The organism is Variovorax sp. VaC1, from assembly GCF_043658315.1.
In the GTDB taxonomy this organism is placed as follows: Bacteria; Pseudomonadota; Gammaproteobacteria; order Burkholderiales; family Burkholderiaceae_C; genus Variovorax.
Map to the genome: position 1 here is coordinate 405533 of NZ_JBIGLT010000006.1, position 24326 is coordinate 429858.

The window sequence follows — 24326 nt, forward strand, 5'->3', positions numbered from 1 at the left end:
CGCCCCGCCTTCCGCCTGCAGAGCCCGATCCATCAATCGATCGATCAATGCATCGGGCTCGCGCGTCAGGTCACGTGCAGGTGTAGCTCGACGCCGCGTTCACATCGCCCGCCCCGTTGTACTTGGGGTACTTGGGGTACTGGCAGACGGGCATGTTGCGGGCCGGGCTGCTCCCGAGGATCGTGTAGTTCATCTGTGTGGGCGCGTTGCCGTTCTCGACCCATCCCATGATGGCGGACGCCCAATCCACCTCCTGCAAGCTGCCGCCGGCGCCATGTCCGCCACCGGGCACGATGAAGAAGCGCGTCGCGCTGTTCGGGTCGGCCAGCCCCATCGACTTGGCGATGCCGGTCATGGTCGTCCAGTTGCGGTAGTGGTCGTTCGGCGACAGGAGCGCATCGCTGCCGTCGTGCCACGAGATGAGCTTCCGGCCCGATGCCACGAAGCTGGCGATGGCCGCCTTGTCATGGTCGGCACCGATACGCGACAGGCCCGTGCCGAGCATGTAGTAGTCGGTGTCCAGCTGGAAGCCCGCCTGTTTGGCGGGCGTGAGCCACGCCGGGTCGCCGCTTGCGAGCAGCGCGAAGCCGCCACCGAGCCCACCCCATCCGAGGCCGAGCCCGTTGCCCCACGAATAGCCCGAGAGCACGGTGCCGCCGTTCGAGAGCTTGAGCTCCGACAGGAACGACTTCAGCGTTCCGACCTGCGCCGCGCTCAGGCAGATCGATGGGTCGCTGCTGGCACCGGCCACGCCGCACTGCAGCACCGCCGGATCGAAGGTGCAAGCCTGCGGATTGCCGATGAGGTTGTCGGTGGCCCCGTCGAGCGCATCGCATGCGGACAGCGCCGCCGCATAGGCCGCGCCGGTCTGCGCCGGGCTCAATGCGGCGGGCGTGCCCGTCAGCGAGGCCGCGCGGAGCCAGGCGCTGGTCTGGCCGGCCATGTCCATGGTCTCGCATCCCGCGACGATGCCGTCGAACTCCTGCGGCCAGCGCTGCGCGGCGATGTAGGCGTTGCGGCCTCCGTTGGAACAGCCGTTGAAGTAGCTGTGATTCGGCGTCGTGCCGAAGAAGGCCTTGGCGACCGCCTTCCCGAAACGCAGCGTGGAGCCCACTGCCGCGTAGGCATAGTCGGTGGCCGACTGGCGGCCATCGTCGGTTCCGTTCGCCCACACGGCGGGTGCGGCCTGTGCGGGCACGTTCGCGCGGTTGCCGCCGTTCGATGCGGCATACACCGCGCCCTTGAGCGCCAGCACCGGGCTGACCGCCGTCACGGCGCCGCCCGCATCGGTCGTCACCACCGAGGCGATGCGTCCGTCGAATCCGCCGCCGCCCTGCTGCCAGTAGCGCCCTGTCCAGTTGTCCGGCACGTCGATCTCGATATCGAGGAAGGGTGCACGCGTGCCGAGCACCTGGCAGAAGCCCGAGGTGTAGATCGGCGCCTTGGCCTCGAAGCGCGTGGCCTGCGTGACCGTCACGCCCTCGATGACCTGGCCCTTGAGCGTGTTGCAGGTGCTCTTGAGCTGCTCGGCCGTGGGCCCTGCCGGTGGAGGCGCAGGAGGCGTTGGCGCAGGTGCGGGGGCCGGTGCGGGCGCAGGCGCCGGAATCGGAAGAAAGCCGCCCGCACCATTGCCGCCACCTCCACAGCCGTGCAGGGCCAGGCCCAGGGCCAGCAGCAAGCCCTGCGGCAGCAGGGCTCGGGGAACACACTTGTCGTCGCGCATGGTTGTCTCCAATGTTTGAGTTGTGCGCCGGACATCCGGCGGATCGCGCTTGATTGCTTCATCGCCCGGGTGATCTGGCAAACCGACCGACCGGTCGGTTCAAAAGCAGGGCGAGACTAACGCAGGTGAGCGAACGCGGGCAAGCGGCGGCGGATCGGGACTAACCCCTAAGATCGGTGACCGCGCCGCTTCGCGCAGGGCCCATCATCCCGACCTATGACTGTTGAATCCCCCTCTTCCCGCGCGGGCGACCAGCGCAGCCTGATCGCCAAGGCCGCCGCCGAGCTGTTTGCCCGAAGGGGCTATGCGGCAACGTCGATGAACGAGATCGCCGAAGCCAGCCATCTGTCCAAGCCCGGCCTGTACCACCACTTCAAGGACAAGGCCGAGGTGCTGCTTCATATCGCCGACGGCCATGTGTCGCGGCTGGTCGACATCGTGACGGGCGTGGAGGCCCTGGACCTGGCACCCGAACAGCGGCTGCCAGAGCTGATCGAAGCGTTCATGCTCGAGTACGCGGAGGCGCAGAACGAGCACCGCGTGCTCACCGAGGACGTGCGCTTCCTGGCACCGGATGCGCAGGCGCGCGTGCTCGACAAGGAACGCACGGTGGTGCAGGTGTTCGCCGATGCCATCGCCGCCACGCGGCCCGACCTGCACGACTCGCAGCTTCACAAGCTGCTGACGATGTTCCTCTTCGGCATGCTCAACTGGATGTTCACCTGGTTCCGGCCCGAGGGGCGTTTCACCTACGAGCAGATGGTGCCCATCGTCACTCAGCTCTTCGTGAATGGCATCTCGGGACTCGACGTCAAGCCCGCGAAGGCACGCAAGGCGTAGGCGAAAAGAAGCCCCCGCCCAGCCACGACGCAGTGTCGGTGCGCCCGCTGGATCTGCCGTCACACGCGCATTCATCCAGATGCCCCAAGCCTTCGTTCAATACGAGGAAGGTATAAAAAAGCATCTCGAATGAGTATTTCCAGATATGGCTTTGTCTCCCTAGGATGCGCCCACAACTATCAGGAGACGAGACATATGAAGAGGATCACCACGCTGGTGCTGGTGTGGGCGGCGGGCTTGCACTGCACCATGGGTACCGCGTTCGCACAGGGCGCGCCCTGGCCCCAGCGAACCATCAAGATCGTGACGCCCACGCCGGCCGGCGTCGGCTCCGACATCTTCGCGCGCAGCTACGCGGAGCAGCTCTCTCGCCTGCTGAAGGTGCCCGTGATCGTGGAGAACAGGCCGGGCGCACTGGCCACCATCGGCACCGACGCCGTGGCCAAGGCCACGCCCGACGGCTACACCGTGCTGTTCTCGACGAGCAATCCGTTCACGATGACGCCGTTTCTTCTCTCCCGGCTTCCCTACAACCCGAAGGAAGACCTGGTGCCGGTGACGCAGGCGCTCAAGGGCGGCTCGTTCATCGTGGCGAACAACGCGGTGCCCGCGCGCAACACCGACGAACTGATCGCGCTGGCCAAGCGCCGGCCGGGCCACGTGAGCTTCGCGTCCTATGGCTCCGGCAGCACCTCGCACCTGGGTTTCGAGTTGCTGCAGGAAGCCGCGTCCGTCGAGATGCTGCACGTGCCCTACAAGCAGGGTGCCATGCCCGACGTGATCGGCGGCCAGGTGATGTTGGGCTTCGAGCCCCCCATCTCGGCACTGCCGAACATCAAGGCCGGCCGGGTGAAGGCCCTGGCGTACACGGGCAGCCAGCGCAGCACCGCGTTGCCCGACGTACCGACCGTTGCCGAGCGCTACCCCGGCTTCGAGGTCTCGACTTGGCTCGGCTTCTGGGTGCCCGCGCGCACGCCCGACGCCATCGTCGAGCAGTTGAACCGGGCGATCACCGCGGCCACACGCTCGCCGGAGATGACGCGGCAGATCGCCGATGCCGGGCTGGAGCCGATGTCGACGAACACCGCCGACACCCGCGCCATCATCGAACGCGAGGCCCAGACCATGGGCCGGCTGATCAAGGCCAAGGGCTTGCGCCTTGATTGACGGCGGGCCGCGCGCCCGCCACCACTGCATGTCTGCTGCTGCCTGAGAGCGCCGCGCGCCTTCGCACGCCCTGCGCGCCCCTCGCCACCCCTTGCCGTCACGCACACCCGCCCCTGCAGAGCGCATGGGGTGCGGGGCGGCGCACGCCTTTTTCATTTCTACAACCAGGAGACAAGAACCATGATCCGCCCCACCCTCTTGATCGCCGCGGGTTGCATCGGCCTGAACGGCCATGCGCTCGCGCAGTCCACCGTGTCGATCTTCGGCACGGTCGACCTCAACATCACATCCGCGAAGTCCGGCAACCGCTCGGTCACGTCCATGGACCAGGGCGGCAACATCTTTCCGAGCCGCCTCGGGTTTCGCGGCACCGAAGACCTCGGCGGCGGCCTTGCCGCGAGCTTCTGGCTCGAGTCGGCGACCTTGCCCGACACCGGCCAGTACCAAGGGGTCGGCTGGCAACGGCGCTCTACCCTGAGCCTCTCGCACAACAGCTTCGGCGAGCTTCGGCTGGGCCGCGACTACACGCCCAGCTTCTGGAACATCTCGCAGTTCTCTCCCTTCGGCACCGTGGGCGTCGGCGGCTCCAGCAACATCGTCGAGGGCTGGCCCTTCGGCCTCGGTGGCGCCAAGACGCTGGTGCGGGCCAACAACTCGGTCGGCTACTTCCTGCCGCGCAACCTGGGCGGCGTCTATGGGCAGTTCATGGTCTCGATGCCGGAAGGCCAGAAAGGAACGAAGTACTACGGCGCGCGGCTGGGCTATGCGTCGGGCCCGCTCGACATCGCGGCCAGCTACGGGCAGACGCCCCTCGAAGACGGCCGTCACTACCGCACCGCGAGCCTCGGGGGCAGCTACGACTTCGGCCTCGTCAAGCTGTATGCGAACTACCTGATGCAGAAGGCGCCGCAGGACAAGCAGACCAACGTGATGCTGGGCGCCAGCGTGCCGGTCGGCGCGGGGGTGATCAAGGCGTCGGTCGCGCGCTCGAATCGCTCAGGGCCGGGCGTGGACGCCGACGACGCGACCCAGCTGGCCATCGGCTACGTCCACTGGCTCAGCAAGCGCACGGCGCTCTACACCACCTGGTCGAAGATCCGCAACCGGGGCAATGCCGCCTACATAGTGACCGATGCGCTGAAGGAGCCGCAGCCGGGAGGGAATTCGCGCGGCTTCCAGCTTGGCATCTCGCACAACTTCTGAGGCCGAGGCCTTCGGCAGAGCCCGGCAAGGCCGGGTGCCTTGCGCGCCCGGCCTTCGAAAGAAATATCAGGAAAAGTACGCGGGGTAGTCGATGCCGTCGAGGCCGGGCACGACGGCCTTGCGCGGATCGTTGCCATTGGCCTGCAACTGGTCGGCCGCATAGTCGGTCACGCAACCCGCCAGCAACTGGCGCGGGTCTTCAAGAATCACGCGCATGCGGGTGTTGAAGGCGCGCCAGTCTTCCGGGCCGCCGATCGCGGGCATCTCGCTGACCTCGGTGGTGTCGGGCTGCAGCACGGGCCGGCTGCCGCGCCCAGGGGCGAAGCGCGGATAGCCCTCGTACATCATCGGCCCCAGGTCGCTCATCGCACGCGTGGACCACCACAGCTTGCGCATCGGCATCTCGTGGGCCGCCACCGCCGCCGTCTCGACGGGATAGGTGAAGGTCGGCGCCGGCGCATGCGGCGCGATGTACACGCGCTCCAGCGGAAGCGCATGGCGCGATGCGGCCAGGATCATCGAGCAGACCGCGTTGGTGCTCCAGGTCACGCCCGCCGTCGGTCGGCCTTGCCTGCCGACGATCAGCACCATGGCATGGGCCCAGTCGATGTCGTGCCGGTCGAACCAGCCGATGACGCGGTGGCCGGTGTCCAGCCCCACGAGGAAGAAGGTCGCGATCATCACCTTGTTCATCGGCACGGTGGCACCGGCCTCGCTGCCCGTGGCTTCGAGGCAGTGCGTGCGCAAGTCGTCGGCGGTGAAGGTGTGAGGCGCGGCGAGCGCGCGATGAATGCAGCGCTCGGTCAGCTCGCAGGCGTAGTGCACCATGTTCGCGATGGCCACTTCGCGGCCGCGATAGGCCGGCACCGCAATCTCGTCGCGCCACAAGGCCACGCTGTTGGCTTCGCGCGCGGCCACGGTGCTGGCCAGCAGGCGTTCGGCCTCGGTGCGCCACAGCGTGCCTTGCGGATCGATCTCGCGCAGCCGCACCAGCGAGGCCAGCGCAGGCCCGAAGTGCGACACCGCCGCCAGCTCCTTGAAACCGCGCGTCGTGAGCCGGTAGCCCTCGACCTCGGGCGGACGGCCGCGGCCGGGAAAGAGAATGAAGTCCGCCGCGGTCGCGACGATCAATGCCCTATCGGGTGCGGCCTCGGCCGTGGCACGCGCCAGCTTCGCGCCGATGCTGTCGGCGCTCGCGGTGTAGGTCTCGAACAGGCGGATGAACTCGGGGCTCTGGAAATTCGGATTCGTCATGGCCTGGCTCCTGTGGCCCCTTCGAGGCGATACACCTTGCTGGGTGTGCGAAAGCGGATGTCGGCGCCAAGGCTGTTGGCCACCACGAGGTAGCGCTCGCCGCCTTCGTCGAAGACGCAGACATCGGTGCCGCCGAAGGTCGGGAACTCGCGTTGCGGCATCAGTTGGCCATTGATGAAGCGGTAGCCCACCGAGGTCAGCGCGGTGATGGGGGCCTCGCGGCTGCCGAGCAGGAAGTTGACCTGGATCAGCTCGCCGCCGTCCGCGTCTTCATGCCACGCGAACTCGCGGCCACCGGGGCCGCTGAGCGTCTGGTGCGCAACGAAGCGGCTGCCGTCCCATCGCAGCAGCACGGTGTTGTCGTGCAGGCAGGCGAAGGCGAGCCATGCGTGGCCTTCGGCCTCGAAGAACTGGAACGCGCGGCCGGTCTTGCCGTCGAGCAGCTGGAAGTCTTCGAAGCGCTGGCCGTTCCATCGCAGGATGCGCGAAGGCGCCACGTGGTCGGCGTACGCCAGGAAGCATTGCCCGCCGGTCTCGAAGAACGCGAAGTTGTAGCCCCACGCCGATTCGACTTGCTGGAATTCGGCGAAGCGCTCGCCGTTCCATTCGTAGATCGCCGACTTCGAGGGATGGCGAGGCGCGCTGCCCTCCATCGTCACGCCTTGTGCGAGCGCAAGAAAATGCCGTTCGCCGATGGCGAAGTGCTTCCACTGCTTGGCCGCGAACGTGGGCACGCGCTGGAACTCGGTGAACGCGCCATCCTTCAGCTCGAAGATCGTCGAGTGCACATTCAGCTCGTAGGGGCCCGTGCCGGACTTCAGGCTCGCGGTGGCCAGGAAGGCACGGCCGTTGATCTCGAAGAACTCGGCGTCCTCGCCGCCCGGCACGGGCAGGCGCGCATGGGGCACGAAGCCCTGGCCCTGCCAGCGGTAGACGAGTGCGTCGACATCGCTGTCGCCGACCGTGATCATCGCGGGCTGGCCCGGCACATCGACGGCCAGTTGGGGAACCACGAGGTAGCGCGTACCGCCGTGAACGAAGGTCTCCGTGGCACGCGCCCCGGAAGTGTCGAGGTCCTGGATGCTCTGCATGGGGGTGTCCCGTGTGTCGTGCATGCGCACCTTACTGCGAAACCGGCCCGAAACCGAACAGCCGCGCGGGGTTGTCCACGAGGATGCGCTGGCGCGCCTGCGCGTCGGGCACCCAATGCGCGAGCAGGTTCAACAGCTCGCCGGTGTCGCGCCCGCCTTCGGGAATGTGCGGCCAGTCGCTGCCCCAAATCGTGCGCAGGGGTAGCGCTTCGACGATGGCATGCGCGAGCGGGCGCAGCTTTTCGTAGTTGCCGTCCTTGGCCACGCGGTAGGGGCCGGAGAGCTTCATCCAGCCGCGCCCGTCGGCCAGCACGTTCAGCAACCGGTCGAAGTCCTGTCGCGTGAGGCCGTCGCTTTCGAGCATGTAGCCCATGTGGTCGATGACGAAGTCGGCCTCGATGTCGCCCAGGTAAGGGATCAGGTCGCGAACCACCCAGCCCGGTGTATAGAACTGCAGATGCCAGCCGAGCGCCTTCGTCGCGCGCACGCAGCGCTGGATGTACTGCACCAACTCGGCGGTCGGCAGGCCCGAGCGCAGGAACAGGTCGAGCCGCAGCGCGCGCACGCCGCGGCGGTGCATGGCCTGCAGTGCGGCCTCGGTGATGGTCTCTTCGACCATCGCCACGCCGCGTGCGCGCTCGCCCGCGCGGTCGAGCGCATCGAGCATGCAGCGGTTGTCGGTGCCATAGAAGCTGGGCTGCACGATCACGTAGCGGTCCAGGCCGAGTGAGTCGCACATGGCATCGAGCTTGGTGAGCGGGCCGTCGGGCAAGGTGTAGTGCGGATGGTCCACGTGCGGGTAGCGGTCTTCGCTTTCGAACACATGCACATGGGCATCGCAGGCGCCCGCGGGCACGGCGAAGGTGGGACGCGCCAGCGTATCGGCTGCGCGCATGGGCTTGGACGTGAGGATCTCTGGAGAGGTCATTTCGGTTCGGTGTTTTCGAGGGAGGCAAACGCCAGCCGCACGCGCTCGTGCGCAGCGGCCAGCAGGAGGTCGGTGTCGATGCCGGTCATGAGGAACGGCGCGGCGCCGCGGTGCATCAGTTCGGCCGCGTAGCCCGCATCGGCGATGCCGCCGATGGCCAGCGGCTTGCCCACGCGCAGGCAGGCGGCCAGCGCGGCGTCATGTGCGGCGCGCACGCGCGGATGCCTGAAGTCGCCGGCCACGCCCAGTTCGGCGCTGAGGTCGTTCGTGCCGATGCCGACGATGTCGATGCCCGGCACGGCGGCGATGCCTTCGATGTTCTCGATGCCGAGCGGGCTCTCGATCAGCACCTTCAGCGCCGTGGCCTGGTTCATGGCTGTGTTGAAGTCCGGCGCGGCCATCTTGCGATAGCCCACGTGGGGCAGCGTGCCGATGGCCGAGCGGTGGCCCAGCGGCGGAAAGCGGCAGGCCGCGACAAGGTCTTCGGCCTGGGCCACGGTCTCGATGCGCGGCGCAATGATGCCGCCCGCGCCGCCATCGAGCAGCCGGCCGATCACGCCGTACTCGCGCTCGGGCACGCGCACGAAAGGCATGAGGCCGATGTCGAATGCGGCGGCGCAGATCTGCACGGCCGCATCGATGGAAATGCTGCTGTGCTCCAGGTCCACCCAGATCGCGTGGTGGCCACTGGCCCTGGCGATGCGCGCGATGTCCGGCGTGCGCGAGCAGCGGATGCCCAGCGCGGCCACCGGCAGGCGCTGCAGCAGGCGGCTCACGACGAGGTTGGTGGATGCGGCGGCAGTGGCCGGAGCCGTTTCTTGCGCCATTCGTGGTCTTCCTTTGTCTCGGGTTGTGCAGGTGTGAGGGGATGCTAGAGAATGGCCCTCATATCCGGAAATACCGGATTCGGATTGCGTTCGATACTCAGGAGATATCGTGGAACTTCGACACCTGCGCTACTTCGTCGCCGTGGCTGAAGAGCTCAACTTCACGCGTGCCGCCGAGCGGCTCTACATGGCGCAGCCGCCGCTGAGCACGCAGATCCGCGGGCTCGAAGAAGAACTGGGCGTGCAGCTCTTCGAGCGCGACAAGCGCCGCGTGTACCTCACGCAGGCGGGGCGGCATTTTCTGGACCGGGCACGCACGATCCTCGCGTCGGTGCAAAGCGCGAAAGACGAAGTGCAGAGCGCAGCCGCCGGCGAAGTGGGCAAGCTCAACCTGGGCTTTACCGCGTCGTCTGTGCTCACGGCCGGCCTGCCGGCGGCCATCCGCAACTACCGCGCGAGCTACCCTGCCGTCGAGCTTCGCCTGCAGGAGATGGCGTCGATGCACCAGCTCGACGCCATCCACGCACGGGAACTCGACCTGGGCGTGCTGCGCAAGCCGAACGTGAGCATTCCCATGGGCGTGACCATCGAGGAGTGGTATTCGGCGCCGCTGGTCGCGGCCATGCCGCAGCAGCACGTGCTCACGCGCGGCAAGGGCATCTACATCCGCGAGCTGAAAGACGTGCCGCTGATCGTCTACCCGCGCGACGCGGGCATCGGGCTCTACTGGAAAGTGCAGGAGCTGTGCGCCAAGGCCGGCTTCCGCCCCTCGGTGATGCACGAGACCCGCGAGGCCTCGACCATGGTTGGGCTGGTGGCCGCCGGCTTCGGCGTGGCCATCGTGCCGAGCGACACGCAATGCATCCAGCTCGAAGGCGTGCTGTACAGCCGCATCCTCGACAACGACGCAGTGTCCAGTCTCTATCTCGGCTACCGCGATGCCGACGCCAACCCGCACCTCGACAGCCTGTTGCGCTTGCTGCGCACCACACCGACGGCCCATGCGGCGGAAGGCCGCAAGAAGCGTTGACCGCTCAGGCGCGCCGGGTGCGGTGCGCGATCCAGCCCAACGCCGCAGCCGCGAGCAGCGCGGGAACGGCTGCGAGCAGGAACAGCTGGCTCCACGGCAATTGCGCCGCCACGAGGAAGCCGCCTACCAGCGGCCCGACGATGGAACCGATGCGGCCGACCGACATCGACAACCCCACGCCGGTCGCGCGCACGTTCGCCGGGTAGTAGTGCACGCACAGCGCGGGGATGTTCATCTGCCCGCCGATGATCAGCAGGCCGATGACGAACACCACGCAGAAAGCCGCCACCTCGCTGCCGACCCCGTGGAAGCCGAAGAAGGGAACCAGCAAGGCGCCCAAGCCCAGGCAGATCGCCACCGGACCGAAGGGACTGCGGCGCGCCACGACGAAGGACATCGCGAAGGCACCGGCCACGCCGCCGACATTGAGCATCACACCGGCCAACGCCGAGCGTTGAGGGCTCATGCCGCTCATCGCGAGCACGCTGGGTGTCCAGCTCAAGAGGAAGTAGCTCACCAGCAGGATCATGAAAGCCGCGAGGCTGATCAGCACGGTGCCAAAGCCACGGCCATCGGCCACCAGTTCGGCGATCGGGTGCTTCGCATGGACCGGCGCTGCATCGCCACGCGATGGATCGCGCCCGGCCTCCGACATCGCCAGCACCAGCGGCAGCATCGCCAATGCGAGCGTGCCGCCGCCGATGAAGATGCCGCGCCAACCCACCTGCTGCATCAGCGCCGCGGTGATGGCGCCACCGGCCACGGCCCCGATGGGAAAGCCCAGGAACATGCGCGACACGGTGGCGCTGCGCTGTGCGGGCTGCGCGTGCTCGGCCGCCAGCGCGGAGATGGTGGGAATCGCACCGCCCAGCCCGATGCCCGAAAGAAAACGCCACAGCATCAACTGCTCGGGCGTGTTCGACCATGCGCTCAACACGATGAAGCAGCCGGCCGAGAAGAGCGATGCCAGCAGCAGCCTGCGGCGACCGAAGCGGTCTGCAGCCGCACCCACCGCGATGGCGCCGATCACCGCGCCCGCGAAGCTCACCGCGAAAACCTTGCCGAAGGCGCCTGGCGGCATGCCCCATTCCCTGGAAATCAACGGTGCGACGAAAGACAGCATCAGCGTGTCGTAGCCATCGATCAGTGCCACCAGGAAGCAGACGAAGATCGAAAAGCGAGCAGTGCGCGAGGTGGCGCCGGATGGGGTCTGCGCCCATTCCATGGGAAGCGATGGCATCGTTGTGTCTCCTGAATCGAGACGATGCTAGGGGTGGCCATCCATATCCACAAATACATTTTCAGGAATGCACTGCGGTAGCTTTTGCGTATGGATTGCGTGGCTTGTTGAGTCGCCGGGCGTTGGCCTGTGCAGCTGAGGCAACTGCAAGAAGAGGCATGGCGTGTGCCGGGACGTTCTCTTTGAGCAAGCGCTGTGTCGGAACTCTCTTCGCCTGAAACGGCCTCGATCAGAGGCGAAGTTGCTTTGCTGGATCGAACGCGCCGCCCGGGGCGCTACGCCGGGCAGCGGTCGCAGCCATCACTTGGCGGCGACGGACACCTTGGCAGCGGCCTGTTCGATCAACGCGGCAACGGCCTTGGGATTCGATACATAGACGGCGTGGCTGCCAGGTGTTTCCGCGACGACAGCACCCGCGCGCTTGGACATGCTTCGCTGGGCTGGCGGCGGGATCATCTTGTCGTTCTTGGCCACGAGGTACCAGCTCGGCTTCGATTTCCACGCCGGCTCGCCGACCGCTCCGCCCAGGGCAGCAACGCCCCATGGCACCTGCGAATTGGCCATGAAGGTGGCCGTTTCGCGCTTCACATCCACGGCGAACGAAGCGGCGAACTTGGTCTTGTCGAGCATCAGGAAGCCGTCTTGCGGCGGAAGAATCGGCGGCACCGGCGCGCCGGGTACCGGGTTCTTGATCAGCGACTCGACCGACTCGCCCTTGTCGGGCGCGAACGCGGCGATGTAAACGAGGCCCGCCACCTTTTCGTCGTTGCCTGCCTCGGTGATGACCGCGCCGCCATACGAGTGGCCGACGAGAACGACCGGGCCCTGCTGGGCAGCGATCGCGCGCTTGGTGACTGCGACATCGTCGGACAAAGAGATCGTCGGGTTCTGGACGACGGTGACCGCATAGCCGTCCCTCGTCAGGATCTTGTGGACACCTTCCCAGCCGGACCCATCGACGAAACCACCGTGCACGAGAACGATGCTCGGCTTTGCCGGCGCCGCGGCTGCGCCCACGGCGATGGCTGCTGCGCCGATAGCGACGGTGAAGAGCTTTGCGAACTTGAGCATTGACATTTGCAACTCCTGAATGCGCGCTTCGGCGCGCTGGTTGAACGAGTGCGTTGAAGGTAATGCCACTGAAAGCCGCACACGAAACTCTCGCGGCGATGTGACTTTATTTATGAAATGTTTAGGTGTCAACTATTTATTTGTGAATGTATTTTCTTCGAAAGATCGACGGCTGGCTCGCTTTGTCGCGAGAAGAGCCTTCGGAGGAAGCTGATAGAGATGGCCCGCATGGACTTGTCGGGAGTGGAGTCAATGCGATGCTGTACATCTACAAGGCTCTCGACACTGCGGGCCATGTATTGGCTTTGGACGTTCGAGCCCGTTGCATCACCGTAGATCAAAGCGCGGCCGTGAACGGCGGATCAACACATTCCGTGTTTTGCTCGGGACAAGAGATGGCGTCGACGATGCGTTTGATGAAATCCGCTTCGAACATCGGGAGCTTGAGCGGTCAACGGATGAAACTCAGCGTCAACAACACAGCCCGCCGATAGACAAGCGCGGATGGATGGCGATGCTCAACGGCTAGCGGAGCGGGACTACGAACAAACGGGCATTGGCTTGCCAGAAGCCCAGCCGCCAGGATCACCAACTGAAGAGTCGTAAGCCCAAAGATGGGTCGAGACGATGGTGATGTGATGAACGCGGTGATGCACGCCTTCGAGCACACGATTCGGTAGACCTACGACCGCCTACCCGCTGAGCTGCATTCCGAACCCCGGAATCTTGCTTGTGCGAGTACTCTTGCGTGCCGGTGCCCGAAGATTCGGTAAGCCAGAAAGTGAAAAACCCTTGCAACTCATTGAGCTGCAAGGGTTTCTGACTGGCGGAGTGGACGGGACTCGAACCCGCGACCCCCGGCGTGACAGGCCGGTATTCTAACCAACTGAACTACCACTCCTGGTAGACAACGTTCACTCCTTGCGGAGCCGAGTGTTGACAACTCGTGCCTGCTTCACTTGCGTGAAACTGGCGACCCTACGGGGATTCGAACCCCGGTAGCCACCGTGAAAGGGTGGTGTCCTAGGCCTCTAGACGATAGGGTCAAAACCTTAGGAACCGTGCTGCGATCAGCACTTCTTCTCTTCTCGACACTTTAATGGTGGAGGTAAACGGGATCGAACCGATGACCTCTTGCATGCCATGCAAGCGCTCTCCCAGCTGAGCTATACCCCCGTGTGGGTGTCGAGCCTCAAATTATAGCCCGAAATTTCAGGCCTTTTTCAATCTCTCGATAACTTTTTCGCGGGAAAAAATTTCGAGGACTGCATCGAGGGACGGTGTCTGCGATGTTCCCATCACAAGCACTCGTACTGGCATCGCTAACACTGGCATTTTCAGCGCGTGTGTCGCGAGTACTTCCTTGATGATAACTGCGATTGAGGGTCGATCCCAGGTCACCGTCATCAATTTTTCTGTGAGCGTCGCGATCGCGGGCTTCACTGCATCGGTGATGTGCTGTGCGCGATCGGCTTCGCTCACATCGATGTCTGCATAGAACGCCGCAGCCCAGTCGGCGAGTGCCACCGTGGTCTCGCAACGGTCCTTGAAGAGCGTGCAGATTGCTGGCAACCGATCGTCTGCAACGATGCCCCGCTTTTGCAACTGCGCTGCGACAAGGGGCGCCAGCTCTTCGCCGGTCTTCGCCTTGATGTACTGCGCGTTGACCCACGCCAGCTTCGCCGCGTCCCACTGTGCAGGGCTCTTCGACAGGTGCGAACCGTCGAACCAGCTCACCATCTGTTCGCGCGTGAACAGCTCGTCGTCGCCGTGGCTCCAGCCGAGGCGCGCGAGATAGTTGAGCATCGCTTCGGGCAGGTAGCCGTTCTCTTCGTATGCGGTGACGCTCACCGCGCCACGGCGCTTGGAAAGCTTCTGTCCGTCGTCGCCAAGGATCACGGGCACATGGCCGAACTGCGGCAGCGGCGCACCAAGCGCGCGGAAGATGTTGATCTGCCACGGCGTGTTGTTGATGTGCTCGTCACCACGGAACACGTGCGTGATGTTCATGTCCCAGTCGTCGACCACCACCGCGAAGTTGTAGGTCGGCACACCATCGGGGCGCAGGATGATGAGGTCGTCGATCTCGCGGTTGTTGATGGTGATCTCGCCCTTGACGAGGTCGTTCCACGTCACGTCGCCTTCGGGCGGATTGCAAAAGCGCACCACCGGCGGCACGCCTTCCGGCACGGGCGGCAGCACCTTGCCCGGCACCGGACGCCAGCGACGGTCGTAGAGCGTCTTCTCGCCGCGCGCACGTTGCGCTTCGCGCATCTCGTCGAGCTCGGCGGGCGTGCAGTAACAGTGATAGGCCGTGCCGGCCGCGAGCATCTGCGCGATGACTTCGCGGTAGCGCTCCAGGCGCTGCATCTGGTAGATCGGGCCCTCGTCGTAGTCGAGGCCGAGCCAGTGCATCGAGGCAAGGATCTGGTCTGTCGAGTCTTGCGTGGAGCGCGCCACGTCGGTGTCTTCGATGCGCAGGACGAACTCGCCACCATGGTGGCGCGCATAGGCCCACGAATAGAGCGCCGTGCGGGCCGTGCCCAGGTGAAGAAAGCCGGTGGGAGACGGTGCGATGCGGGTGCGAACTTTGCCGGTCATGAAAATCGATTCAGGAAATCAGTGTGCTCAGGCCGCGCTGCAGGTCGGCCGTGATGTCGTCTGCGTACTCGAGGCCAACCGCCAGGCGGATCAGGCCCTGCCCGATGCCGGCAGCCTGGCGCTGCACTTCGGTCAGCCGCCCGTGCGAGGTCGTGCCGGGGTGCGTGATGATGGTCTTGGTGTCGCCGAGGTTGGTGGCGATGCTCACCACGCGCGTGCTGTTGATCACGTGGAACGCATTGGCGCGCGCCGTCTCCGGATCGTTGCCGACCACGTCGAAAGACACGACCGCCCCGCCCTGCCCCGACTGCTGGCGCATCGCAAGCTCGTGCTGCGGATGCGACGCAAGGCCGGGGTAGTACACGCGGGCAATGCCGGGCTGCGCTTCGAGCCACTTCGCCACGGCCAGTGCGTTCGCGCACTGGGCCTGCATGCGGATGCCCAGCGTCTCCATGCCCTTCAACACGACCCACGCATTGAACGGCGACAGCGCCATGCCGGCGGTGCGAACCACCGGGCCGAACACGTCGACGATGAGCTTCGACGGCCCGCAGATCGCACCGGCCATCACACGGCCCTGGCCGTCGAGGTACTTGGTGCCTGAATGGATGACGAGGTCAGCGCCGAGTTCGACGGGACGCTGCAGCGCGGGCGTGCAGAAGCAGTTGTCGACCGCCAGCAGCGCGCCTGCACCATGCGCCAGATCGGCCAGCGCGCGGATGTCGCACACGTCGGTCAGCGGATTGGTCGGCGTTTCTGCAAACAGGAGCTTTGTGTTGGGCTTGAGGGCCGCGCGCCATTCCGCCACATCGGTCTGCGAGACAAAAGTGGTCTCGACACCGAACTTGGCGAACTCCTTGCCGAACAGGTTCAGCGTGGAGCCGAACACCGAGCGCGAGCAGATCACATGGTCGCCGGCCTTGAGGAGGCCCATGCACATCATGAGGATCGCGCCCATGCCGGTGGAGGCGCCAATGGCAGCCTCGGTGCCTTCGAGTGCCGCAAGGCGCTGCTCGAAGCTGGCCACCGTGGGGTTGGAGGTGCGCGAGTAGGTAAAGCCCGCTTCGGTGCCGGCAAAGCGGCGCGCGGCGGTCTCGGCGTCGGGCTGTACGAAGCCGCTTGTGAGGAAGAGCGCCTCGGAGTGCTCGCCGTGCTGGCTTGGTGCCAGCCCCGAGCGCACGGCAAGCGTGTCGCGGTGCAGTCCGGGCGGCAGGGTTCGTTCGTCAGTCAATTCAGCTCTCACTCACTCGGGTTGGGGAGCGCCAGGCGCGAGGAATCTTCTTCGGTCTCTTCGACGCGAGGACGGTTGCCGTTCATGCGCGAGATGGCATCGGTGTCGATGTCGCCGGTCACGTAGACGCCATCGAAGCAGGAGGCGTCGAAGCCAGTGAGCTTCGGGTTGAGCGAACCGATGGCGCGCTTCATTGCGTCGACATCCTGGTAGATCAGCGCGTCGCAGCCGATCAGCTCGCGGATTTCTTCGATGGTGCGGTCGTGCGCTACCAGTTCGTCCTTGGTCGGCATGTCGATGCCGTAGACGTTGGGGTAGCGCACCGGCGGCGCGGCGCTGGCCAGGTAGACCTTGCGGGCGCCGGCGTCGCGGGCCATCTGAACGATCTCGCGGCTGGTGGTGCCACGCACGATGGAGTCGTCGACCAGCAGCACATTGCGGCCCTTGAACTCGCTCGCGATCACGTTGAGCTTCTGGCGCACCGACTTCTTGCGAACGCCCTGCCCCGGCATGATGAAGGTGCGGCCCACGTAGCGGTTCTTCACGAAGCCTTCGCGGTACGGCACGCCCAGCAGGTGCGCCAGTTGCGTGGCGCTCGGCCGGCTCGATTCGGGAATCGGGATGATCACGTCGATCTGGTTCGGCGGCACGGTGGACACCACGCGCTTCGCCAGCGTTTCACCGAGATTCAGACGCGCCTGGTAGACCGAGATGCCGTCGAGCACCGAGTCGGGCCGTGCCAAGTAGACGAATTCGAAGATGCAGGGGTTGAGCGTCGGCGACTCGGCGCATTGCATCGAGTGGACCTTGCCTTCCAAGTCGACGAACACCGCTTCACCCGGATCGATGTTGCGTTCAAACACGTGGCCCGAGCCTTCGAGCGCGACCGATTCGCTGGCCACCATCACGGTGCCATCGGCGCCGCGGCCCATGGACAGCGGGCGAATGCCGTAGGGGTCGCGGAAGGCGAGCAGGCCATGGCCGGCAATCAGCGCGACCACGGCATAGGAGCCGCGCAGGCGCTTGTGCATGTTCTTGACCGCGGCGAACACTTCGGCCGGATGCAGCGGCACGCCGCGCGACGAGCGCTCCAGTTCGTGCGCCAGCACGTTGAGCAGCACTTCGGAGTCGCTCTCGGTGTTGGTGTGGCGGTGATCGGTGGAGAACAGCTCTGCGCGCAGTGCATGCGCGTTGGTCAGGTTGCCGTTGTGCACGAGCACGATGCCGAAAGGCGCGTTCACGTAGAAGGGCTGCGCCTCTTCTTCGCTGTACGCATTGCCCGCGGTCGGGTAGCGCACCTGGCCCAGGCCCACGTTGCCGGGCAGCGCACGCATGTTGCGGGTGCGGAACACGTCGCGCACCATGCCCTTGGCCTTGTGCATGAAGAACTTGCGTTCGAGCAAGGTCACGATGCCGGCCGCATCTTGTCCGCGATGCTGCAGGAGCAGCAGCGCGTCATAGAGCAACTGGTTGACGGGTGCGTTGCTGACAACGCCGACGATTCCACACATGAAACGATTCCTCTCAGGGCAGGTAGCTTGCCAACTTTTCAGGCAATGAGGGTTTCAGGCCCTGCAATGCCGCATCGAGAACAATGGCGCTGCGCGATTCATGCCACCAGGCACTGTCGCTCAACACCAGCAAATGAACAACGACCGCCAGCACGAGCAGGGCCACCGCACCCCGTGCTGCACCGAACGCTGCTCCCAAAATCCGGTCGACGGGCCGCAGCCCCACGACGGTGATCAGCTTGCGCGTGAGCGAGGCCACCAGGCCCACGCCGAACGCCACCCCCACGAACACCAGCACGAAGGCCAGCGGATAACGCCATGTGGCATCGTGTTCGCCGAACGGCAGCCACGCCGCTACATCGGATGCCAGCCACTGGGCGGCGATGAATGCGGCCACCCAGCCGATCAGGGAAATCACTTCGAACACCAGTCCGCGCATCAGGCCGAGCAGCATCGACACCCCGATGAGCGCGACGGCGATCCAGTCGAGCAAGGCCACGGCAACAGGCGATAGCGCTTACAAGGTGAGGATCGCAGCCGACAAAGACAAGCCCTTGACGCGCTCGGCGGCCTTGTCGGCCTCGGCACGCGTGCCGAACGGACCGACACGCACACGCGTGCGCTCGCCATCGGCCGTTTTCGCCACGTTCACATAGGTCTTCAGGCCGGCCTTCTCGAGCTTCTGGCGCACTTCGCGCGCCTTGTCGGCATCGGCGAACGCACCGACCTGAACCACGAAGCGGCCTGCGCCGTCATCGGCGGCGGCTGGCTTGGGTGTTGCGGGCGCCGCGGCGATGGGCTTGCCTTCGAGCAGCGCGCGGGCGCGGGCGCCATCGTCCACGGCGGCCGGCTTGGGCGTTGCGGGCTTGGGTTCCGGCTTCGGCTTGGGCTCTGGCTTGGGTTCCGGCTTGTGTTCGGGCTTCGGCTCCGGTTTGGGCTCGGGCTTCGGTTCAGGCTTGGGATCGGGCTTGCGTTCGACGGGCGCCGCGGACGGGGCGCTGGTCACCGGCTTGCCGGGGTCGATCTCGGTACCGTCGGCCGTCTCGGTGATCATGCCGCCGGCCGATGATGCGGCCGCGACGCGCGAACCGCCGTCGGACACAGCAGGTGCGCTGCTGGTGGCAGGTGCCGGCGTGGCGGGCACGGGCAGCGGCTTGACCTTGTTGCGATCGGGAATCTCGATCGGAATGTCGACCGACACGGGGCGCGGCTGTGTATCGAACAGCAACGGAAAGCCGATCACACCGAGCAGCACCAGCACCGCGGCACCAAGCAGCCGATGGCGCGCACGACGACGCATGGTTTCGACACTTTCCGCGGGTACTGCAGCCGGGGCGCTGCGTCCTTCGTTGCCTTGCTGGCCGCGCGTGCGGAACTTGAAAAACGCCATGAAGTTCGATCCCTGAAGGAGTGCAGCGAGGTGGTGCCAGATGGTGTGGACAGCCTGACGATCAGCCGCCTGGCAGCAGGTGTTTGGCTTGCAGCCGGGGGGTGCCGTTTTCGAGCACGCCACCCACGGTGAAGAACGATCCGAAGACGACGATTCTATCAGCGGGGTCTGCGTGCTCGATGGCTGCGCGCAACGCGTCCATCGGCCCCGAATGCACGGTGGCCGACGCATCGGTGCGCGTGTTCTGCGCCTGCCATGCGGCCAGCAGATCGGCGGCCTTCGCGGCGCGCGGCGTGGGCAGATCGGTGAAGTACCAGCGGTCGATCAGCGGGCCGATGCGGGCCAGGATCGGGGCGAGGTCCTTGTCGGCCATCACGCCGAACACGCCATGCGTCGTCGGGTAGAAGCCCATCGCGTCGAGGTTCTCGGCCAGCGCCGCGACGGCATGCGCGTTGTGCGCCACGTCGAGCACCAGCGCGGGCTCGCCCGGCACGATCTGGAAGCGCCCCGGCAACTCGACCATCGCGAGCCCGTTGCGCACGGCCTGCGCCGTGATCGGCAGTTGCGGCCGCAGGGCTTCGAGCGCCGCGAGCACGCCCGCCGCGTTGATGAGCTGGTTGGCACCGCGCAGCGCTGGATAGGCCAGTCCGCTGTAGCGCCGGCCACGGCCCGACCAGCCCCACTGCTGCTTGTCACCCGACACGTTGAAATCGGTGCCGAAGCGCCACAGGTCGGCGCCGATGGCGTTCGCGTGATCGATCACGCTCTGCGGCGGCATCGGGTCGCTCACGATGGCCGGCTTGCCGGCGCGCATGATGCCGGCCTTCTCGAAGCCGATGCTCTCGCGGTCGGGCCCGAGGTATTCCATGTGGTCGAGGTCGATGCTGGTGATGACCGCGCAATCGGTGTCGATGATGTTGACCGCGTCGAGCCGGCCGCCGAGGCCGACTTCGAGGATCGCCACGTCGGGCTTTTCCTCGATCATGCAATGCAGGATGCCGAGGGTGGTGAACTCGAAGTAGGTCAGGCTCATGTCGCCACGCGCCTTTTCGACCGCTTCGAAGCTTGCTATCAGTTTGGAAGCATCGACGGCTTCGCCCTTGAGCCGCAGCCGCTCTTCGAAGCGCACGAGGTGCGGCGAGGTGAACACCGCCGTGCGGTAGCCCGCATGCGTCAGGATCGATTCGAGCATGGCGCAGGTCGAGCCCTTGCCGTTGGTGCCCGCCACGGTGATGACGGGGCAGCCGAAGCGCAGGCCGAGGCGCTGGGCCATCTCCTTGGCGCGTTCGAGCCCGAGTTCGATGTTCTTGGGGTGGAGTTGCTCGGCGCGCGCGAGCCAGTGGTCAAGGGTTTCCATGGAGGCCGGCATTGTCGCCGACCCGCCGGCCGGGGCATCATGGCGGCCATGACAACCCTATACGGCATTCCGAACTGCGACACCGTCAAGCGCGCCCGCGCCTGGCTCGATGAACATGGCGTGGCCTACACCTTCCACGATTTCAAGAAACAGGGCGTGCCTGAAGCCGAGCTCGACCAGTGGCTGAAGAAGCCCGGCTGGGAGGCCCTGGTCAACCGCAAGGGCACCACCTGGCGCAAGCTGGACGAGGCCACCCGCGAGGCCGTGATCGATGCCGCCTCCGCCCGCCCGGTGCTGCTGGCCAACCCCAGCCTGATCAAGCGCCCCGTGGTCGATTGGGGTCCGAAAAAGCCTGTAACCACCGGATTCGACGCCGAGGCATGGGTTGTCAACGCCGTGTAAAACCTGGAACCCGTCCTGGGGCCCGGCGTCCAACCGTCCTCTGCAGGAGAGACACACCATGAAAAAACACGCTTTTCGCACCCTCGCCGGCCTTTCCGTGGCCGGCGCGCTGGCGGCGGGCACCGGCCTCGTGCATGCCCAACAGCAGCAGGGCCAGGTGGTCCAGGCCCGGGTGATCTCGGCGACCCCGATCCGCGAATCGACCGGCAGCGACGTCAGCTACAACGTCACCTACGAATACAACGGCCGGCAATACACCACCCGCATGAACAGCCGGCCCGGCTCGACCATTCCGATCCAGGCCAGCAGCTACGGCGTGACGACCTCGCCGGTGGCGCCGCAATCGCAGGTGCAGACCTACCCGGTCGAGGCCAACAACGGCGCCAACTACGCGCAGTCCGGCGGCTCGCCCTGGGACAACGTCGTGCCCGAGCCGGGCGTGGTGGTCGGTGCCGGTGGCCCGCCGCCGGTCTATGCCCAACCGGTGCCGGTTTACCCGGCGCCTGTCTACGTCGATCCCGGCTATGCCTATGGCTACCCCTACGTTTATCCGCCCGTCGGCATTTCGCTGAACCTGGGCTATTCGCGCGGCTGGGGCGGCGGCTACTACCGCGGTTACCGCGGCTATGGCTATCGCGGCTACGGCGGTTTCCACGGCGGCTGGCACCGCTGAGCGGCGGGGGCCTGTCGAGCCCCTAAAATCGAGGACTTTTCCAACCCTTGACGGGTGCGCCGCCGGTGCGGTGCGTCCTCGATCAGCCGACCGCCCAGGCGCCGGCGCCACCCAATGACGACGATTACCGACACACTCAACAGCGCCGCAGTGGCCACCAAGGCCAATGTGTATTTCGACGGCAAGTGCGTGAGCCACAACCTCACGCTCGCGGACGGCACGAAAAAATCGGTCGGCGTGATCCTCCCCTCCACCCTCACCTTCAACACCGGCGCACCTGAAATCATGGAAGGCGCGGCCGGCAGCTGCGAATACCTGCTCGCTGGCGCCACCGAATGGGTCGCCTCCGGCCCCGGCCAGAAATTCAGCGTGCCGGGCAATTCGAGCTTCCAGATCCGGGTGACCGGCGAGCCCTACAGCTACATCTGCCACTTCGGCTGAACCGGAACCCGACATGTCGACCATTCTCCAAAACGTTCCCGCCGGCCAGAAGGTCGGCATTGCCTTTTCCGGCGGCCTGGACACCAGCGCGGCGCTCCACTGGATGCGCAACAAGGGCGCCATTCCCTACGCCTACACCGCCAACCTCGGCCAGCCTGACGAGCCAGACTACGACGAGATCCCCCGCAAGGCGATGCTCTACGGCGCTGAAAACGCCCGCCTGATCGACTGCCGCGCGCAACTGGCCAACGAAGGCATCGCCGCACTGCAGGCCGGCGCCTTCCACGTGACCACCGCGGGCGTGACCTACTTCAACACCACGCCGCTGGGCCGCGCCGTGACCGGCACCATGCTCGTGTCGGCCATGAAGGAAGACGACGTCCACATCTGGGGCGACGGCAGCACCTACAAGGGCAACGACATCGAGCGCTTTTACCGCTACGGCCTGCTGACCAACCCCAACCTGAAGATCTACAAGCCCTGGCTCGACCAGGTCTTCATCGACGAACTGGGCGGCCGCGCCGAAATGTCGGCGTTCATGCAGAAGGCCGGCTTCGCCTACAAGATGTCGGCCGAGAAGGCCTACTCGACCGACTCCAACATGCTCGGCGCCACGCACGAGGCCAAAGACCTCGAGCACCTGAACAGCGGCATGCAGATCGTGCAGCCCATCATGGGCGTGGCGTTCTGGAAGGACGAAGTCGAAGTCAAGCGCGAGACCGTCACCGTCCGCTTCGAAGAAGGCGTACCGGTCGCGCTGAACGGCGTGACCTTCCCGAGCATGGTCGAGTTGATCCTCGAAGCCAACCGCATCGGCGGCCGCCACGGCCTGGGCATGAGCGACCAGATCGAGAACCGCATCATCGAGGCCAAGAGCCGCGGCATCTACGAAGCCCCGGGCCTGGCGCTGCTGTTCATTGCCTACGAGCGCCTCGTGACCGGCATCCACAACGAGGACACGATCGAGCAGTACCGCGACAGCGGCCGTCGCCTCGGCCGCCTGCTGTACCAGGGCCGCTGGTTCGACCCGCAAGCCATCATGCTGCGCGAGACGGCACAACGCTGGGTGGCACGCGCCATCACCGGCGAAGTGACGGTCGAGCTGCGCCGCGGCAACGACTACTCGATCATGAACACCGAGTCGCCGAACCTCACCTACAAGCCCGAGCGCCTGAGCATGGAAAAGGTCGAGGGCGCATTCACGCCGCTGGACCGCATCGGCCAACTGACGATGCGCAACCTCGACATCGTCGACACGCGCGAGAAGCTGGCGATCTACACCCGCACCGGCCTGCTGTCGTCGAGCGAAGGCGCGTCGCTGCCGAAGCTGGCCAACGACGGGCAGGACAGCTGATCCGATCCGCCTGATCCGATCCGACTGCTGAAACAACAACGGGCCCCTCGGGGCTCGTTTTGCTTTGTCGCGGATGGACACGATGGGTCGGAAGCATCGGCCCCGGTCAATCAATCAGTCAGTCGCCTCCGCCACCACCGCAGCCGCCTCCGCAACCGCTGCCCCCGCCGCAGCCGGAATCGCCACCGCTCGCACCTCCACCATCGCTGGAGCCGCCGTCACCGGAGCTGCTGCCCGACTCGCTGCCGCCGAAGCCGCCGGCATCGCCCGAGCTGCCGCCGTCGGACGACGAGTCGCCGAAGCTCGTGCCGCACTGGGCATCCGAGCCGATGTAGCGCTCCACCGCCCGGCAGTCGGGCACGTAGTGAAAGCCGCCGTCGATGGCGAACTTGACGTCCAGCGCGAACAACAGCGGCAGCCGCGCCGGGTTGCGCGGATCGATGCTCTCTTCCTTGCAGGCCCAGTACCAGGTGCGGCGCAGGCCGTCGTTGCGCTTGGGGTCGCGCCCCAGCACTTCGGCGGGGCTGTGATGCAGCATGCCGCCGAAGGCCGCCTTGCACCAGTTCTGGTAGCCCTGCGTGTGCAGGATGAACTCGTGCCACGCCGTGTCGACCACCTTCGAAGGCATGGCGACGAACTTGCGATCGCTGCGCAGATGGGACATGAAGAACTGGCGCAGCCCGCGCAGCACCAGTTCGGCATCGCGACGGCTCAGTTGCGGATGGGCCTCGCGCAGCTTGCCGATGAGGAACGGCGGCAATCGCGCCTCGCGGATGAACTGGCGACGCAGGCTGGTTTCGAGGAATTTGAGCACCGCCGAGAACAGCAACGCCACCACGAGCACGGCCACCATCGAGCCCACGCGGTGCGAGCCCGCAAACACAGCCAGCAGCGCAATGAGCGGCACCGCGCGCCGGGCCCACATCAGGGCCGCGATGCGGCGCCGGAAATTCAGATGCAGGAAGTCGAGATCCATGTGCCGGCGGATCAGC

22 protein-coding genes and 3 tRNA genes are annotated in these 24326 nt (G+C 65.9%); 8 read left to right on the forward strand and 17 right to left on the reverse strand.

Translation table 11 applies throughout. The features are described 5' to 3' along the window. Positions 1-70 precede the first annotated feature (70 nt). Positions 71-1723, reverse strand: a complete 1653-nt coding sequence (locus tag ACGLHS_RS24795; protein WP_394484093.1) for a tannase/feruloyl esterase family alpha/beta hydrolase — start codon at positions 1721-1723, stop codon at positions 71-73. A 216-nt stretch (positions 1724-1939) separates the two neighbouring features. Here ACGLHS_RS24795 and ACGLHS_RS24800 point away from each other — a divergent pair, with 216 nt between their 5' ends. The 3 genes from ACGLHS_RS24800 (at position 1940) to ACGLHS_RS24810 (ending at position 4933) form a co-directional block, all read left to right on the forward strand. After that, entirely contained in the window at positions 1940-2563 is a 624-nt protein-coding gene (locus ACGLHS_RS24800; RefSeq protein ID WP_394484095.1) for a TetR/AcrR family transcriptional regulator, read from the forward strand. Positions 2564-2758: 195 nt separating this feature from the next. Beyond that, entirely contained in the window at positions 2759-3730 is a 972-nt protein-coding gene (locus tag ACGLHS_RS24805; protein WP_394484097.1) for a Bug family tripartite tricarboxylate transporter substrate binding protein, read from the forward strand. A gap of 180 nt (positions 3731-3910) precedes the next feature. Continuing rightward, positions 3911-4933, forward strand: coding sequence for a porin (locus ACGLHS_RS24810; protein ID WP_394484099.1), 1023 nt, complete (start codon positions 3911-3913; stop codon positions 4931-4933). A 66-nt stretch (positions 4934-4999) separates the two neighbouring features. Here the strand turns inward: ACGLHS_RS24810 and ACGLHS_RS24815 are convergent, their stop codons facing one another. From ACGLHS_RS24815 to ACGLHS_RS24830, 4 genes are read right to left on the reverse strand one after another with little or no spacing between them, the layout of a single operon-like run. Then, positions 5000-6187, reverse strand: coding sequence for a DUF5624 domain-containing protein (locus ACGLHS_RS24815; RefSeq protein WP_394484101.1), 1188 nt, complete (start codon positions 6185-6187; stop codon positions 5000-5002). After that, positions 6184-7278, reverse strand: a complete 1095-nt coding sequence (locus ACGLHS_RS24820; RefSeq protein ID WP_394484103.1) for a hypothetical protein — start codon at positions 7276-7278, stop codon at positions 6184-6186. Before ACGLHS_RS24820 ends, ACGLHS_RS24815 begins: the two co-directional genes overlap by 4 nt. A 31-nt stretch (positions 7279-7309) precedes the next feature. Then, on the reverse strand, positions 7310-8206 hold the full coding sequence (locus tag ACGLHS_RS24825; protein WP_394484105.1) for an amidohydrolase family protein: 897 nt from the start codon (positions 8204-8206) through the stop codon (positions 7310-7312). Continuing rightward, positions 8203-9033 carry an HpcH/HpaI aldolase/citrate lyase family protein gene (locus tag ACGLHS_RS24830; RefSeq protein WP_394484106.1) on the reverse strand — a complete coding sequence of 277 codons (831 nt, stop codon included), beginning with the start codon at positions 9031-9033 and terminating at the stop codon, positions 8203-8205. The genes ACGLHS_RS24825 and ACGLHS_RS24830 overlap by 4 nt, the downstream gene beginning before the upstream one ends. 109 nt (positions 9034-9142) lie before the next feature. On the opposite strand from ACGLHS_RS24830, the gene ACGLHS_RS24835 reads away from it, so the two are divergent. Next, entirely contained in the window at positions 9143-10063 is a 921-nt protein-coding gene (locus ACGLHS_RS24835) for a LysR substrate-binding domain-containing protein (RefSeq protein WP_093238831.1), read from the forward strand. 4 nt (positions 10064-10067) lie between these two features. Here ACGLHS_RS24835 and ACGLHS_RS24840 read toward each other — a convergent pair whose 3' ends face one another. The 11 genes from ACGLHS_RS24840 to folC form a co-directional block, all read right to left on the reverse strand. Next, positions 10068-11303, reverse strand: coding sequence for an MFS transporter (locus ACGLHS_RS24840; RefSeq protein ID WP_394484108.1), 1236 nt, complete (start codon positions 11301-11303; stop codon positions 10068-10070). Between the two features lie 300 nt (positions 11304-11603). Then, a complete protein-coding gene (locus ACGLHS_RS24845) occupies positions 11604-12455 on the reverse strand; it encodes an alpha/beta hydrolase (protein ID WP_394484110.1) in 852 nt (283 codons plus the stop codon). Positions 12456-13198: 743 nt separating this feature from the next. Then, a tRNA-Asp gene (locus ACGLHS_RS24850) sits at positions 13199-13275 on the reverse strand. Between the two features lie 69 nt (positions 13276-13344). Continuing rightward, positions 13345-13420 (reverse strand) — tRNA-Glu (locus tag ACGLHS_RS24855). A 54-nt stretch (positions 13421-13474) separates the two neighbouring features. Next, positions 13475-13550: transfer RNA gene (locus ACGLHS_RS24860), tRNA-Ala, on the reverse strand. Positions 13551-13586: 36 nt separating this feature from the next. Continuing rightward, positions 13587-14975: a glutamate--tRNA ligase gene (gene gltX, locus ACGLHS_RS24865; protein WP_394484111.1), complete on the reverse strand. Its 1389-nt coding sequence runs from the start codon at positions 14973-14975 to the stop codon at positions 13587-13589. A 10-nt stretch (positions 14976-14985) separates the two neighbouring features. After that, positions 14986-16206: an O-succinylhomoserine sulfhydrylase gene (locus tag ACGLHS_RS24870; protein WP_093238825.1), complete on the reverse strand. Its 1221-nt coding sequence runs from the start codon at positions 16204-16206 to the stop codon at positions 14986-14988. An 8-nt stretch (positions 16207-16214) separates the two neighbouring features. After that, a complete protein-coding gene (gene purF / locus ACGLHS_RS24875; RefSeq protein ID WP_394484112.1) occupies positions 16215-17717 on the reverse strand; it encodes an amidophosphoribosyltransferase in 1503 nt (500 codons plus the stop codon). Positions 17718-17730: 13 nt separating this feature from the next. Further along, entirely contained in the window at positions 17731-18216 is a 486-nt protein-coding gene (locus ACGLHS_RS24880) for a CvpA family protein (protein WP_394484113.1), read from the reverse strand. Positions 18217-18234: 18 nt separating this feature from the next. Further along, the gene (locus ACGLHS_RS24885; protein WP_394484115.1) at positions 18235-19107 is read right to left on the reverse strand and encodes an SPOR domain-containing protein; all 873 of its coding nucleotides are present in this window, start codon (positions 19105-19107) and stop codon (positions 18235-18237) included. A gap of 61 nt (positions 19108-19168) precedes the next feature. Beyond that, positions 19169-20476: a bifunctional tetrahydrofolate synthase/dihydrofolate synthase gene (gene folC, locus ACGLHS_RS24890; RefSeq protein ID WP_394484117.1), complete on the reverse strand. Its 1308-nt coding sequence runs from the start codon at positions 20474-20476 to the stop codon at positions 19169-19171. A 36-nt stretch (positions 20477-20512) separates the two neighbouring features. On the opposite strand from folC, the gene ACGLHS_RS24895 reads away from it, so the two are divergent. The 4 genes from ACGLHS_RS24895 to argG all read left to right on the forward strand — a co-directional run bounded on the left by ACGLHS_RS24895 (position 20513) and on the right by argG (position 23334). Continuing rightward, positions 20513-20866 (forward strand): ArsC family reductase, encoded by a 354-nt coding sequence (locus tag ACGLHS_RS24895; protein WP_394484119.1) that lies wholly within the window; start codon positions 20513-20515, stop codon positions 20864-20866. 58 nt (positions 20867-20924) lie between these two features. After that, complete coding sequence (locus ACGLHS_RS24900; protein ID WP_394484121.1) at positions 20925-21539, forward strand: hypothetical protein; 615 nt, start codon at positions 20925-20927, stop codon at positions 21537-21539. 114 nt (positions 21540-21653) lie between these two features. Further along, positions 21654-21980, forward strand: a complete 327-nt coding sequence (locus ACGLHS_RS24905) for a pyrimidine/purine nucleoside phosphorylase (protein ID WP_394484123.1) — start codon at positions 21654-21656, stop codon at positions 21978-21980. Positions 21981-21993: 13 nt separating this feature from the next. Beyond that, entirely contained in the window at positions 21994-23334 is a 1341-nt protein-coding gene (gene argG / locus ACGLHS_RS24910; RefSeq protein ID WP_394484125.1) for an argininosuccinate synthase, read from the forward strand. 118 nt (positions 23335-23452) lie between these two features. Here the strand turns inward: argG and ACGLHS_RS24915 are convergent, their stop codons facing one another. Next, positions 23453-24310, reverse strand: a complete 858-nt coding sequence (locus ACGLHS_RS24915; protein WP_394484127.1) for a glycine-rich domain-containing protein — start codon at positions 24308-24310, stop codon at positions 23453-23455. Positions 24311-24326: the final 16 nt, after the last annotated feature.

What these genes read in the sequence shown, in the direction of transcription:
- ACGLHS_RS24795 (WP_394484093.1), bottom strand. Translation starts at nt 1,723, where the DNA reads ATGCGCGACGACAAGTGTGTTCCCCGAGCCCTGCTGCCGCAGGGCTTG.
- ACGLHS_RS24800 (WP_394484095.1), top strand. Translation starts at nt 1,940, where the DNA reads ATGACTGTTGAATCCCCCTCTTCCCGCGCGGGCGACCAGCGCAGCCTG.
- ACGLHS_RS24805 (WP_394484097.1), top strand. Translation starts at nt 2,759, where the DNA reads ATGAAGAGGATCACCACGCTGGTGCTGGTGTGGGCGGCGGGCTTGCAC.
- ACGLHS_RS24810 (WP_394484099.1), top strand. Translation starts at nt 3,911, where the DNA reads ATGATCCGCCCCACCCTCTTGATCGCCGCGGGTTGCATCGGCCTGAAC.
- ACGLHS_RS24815 (WP_394484101.1), bottom strand. Translation starts at nt 6,187, where the DNA reads ATGACGAATCCGAATTTCCAGAGCCCCGAGTTCATCCGCCTGTTCGAG.
- ACGLHS_RS24820 (WP_394484103.1), bottom strand. Translation starts at nt 7,278, where the DNA reads ATGCAGAGCATCCAGGACCTCGACACTTCCGGGGCGCGTGCCACGGAG.
- ACGLHS_RS24825 (WP_394484105.1), bottom strand. Translation starts at nt 8,206, where the DNA reads ATGACCTCTCCAGAGATCCTCACGTCCAAGCCCATGCGCGCAGCCGAT.
- ACGLHS_RS24830 (WP_394484106.1), bottom strand. Translation starts at nt 9,033, where the DNA reads ATGGCGCAAGAAACGGCTCCGGCCACTGCCGCCGCATCCACCAACCTC.
- ACGLHS_RS24840 (WP_394484108.1), bottom strand. Translation starts at nt 11,303, where the DNA reads ATGCCATCGCTTCCCATGGAATGGGCGCAGACCCCATCCGGCGCCACC.
- gltX (WP_394484111.1), bottom strand. Translation starts at nt 14,975, where the DNA reads ATGACCGGCAAAGTTCGCACCCGCATCGCACCGTCTCCCACCGGCTTT.
- purF (WP_394484112.1), bottom strand. Translation starts at nt 17,717, where the DNA reads ATGTGTGGAATCGTCGGCGTTGTCAGCAACGCACCCGTCAACCAGTTG.
- ACGLHS_RS24885 (WP_394484115.1), bottom strand. Translation starts at nt 19,107, where the DNA reads ATGGCGTTTTTCAAGTTCCGCACGCGCGGCCAGCAAGGCAACGAAGGA.
- folC (WP_394484117.1), bottom strand. Translation starts at nt 20,476, where the DNA reads ATGCCGGCCTCCATGGAAACCCTTGACCACTGGCTCGCGCGCGCCGAG.
- ACGLHS_RS24895 (WP_394484119.1), top strand. Translation starts at nt 20,513, where the DNA reads ATGACAACCCTATACGGCATTCCGAACTGCGACACCGTCAAGCGCGCC.
- ACGLHS_RS24900 (WP_394484121.1), top strand. Translation starts at nt 20,925, where the DNA reads ATGAAAAAACACGCTTTTCGCACCCTCGCCGGCCTTTCCGTGGCCGGC.
- ACGLHS_RS24905 (WP_394484123.1), top strand. Translation starts at nt 21,654, where the DNA reads ATGACGACGATTACCGACACACTCAACAGCGCCGCAGTGGCCACCAAG.
- argG (WP_394484125.1), top strand. Translation starts at nt 21,994, where the DNA reads ATGTCGACCATTCTCCAAAACGTTCCCGCCGGCCAGAAGGTCGGCATT.
- ACGLHS_RS24915 (WP_394484127.1), bottom strand. Translation starts at nt 24,310, where the DNA reads ATGGATCTCGACTTCCTGCATCTGAATTTCCGGCGCCGCATCGCGGCC.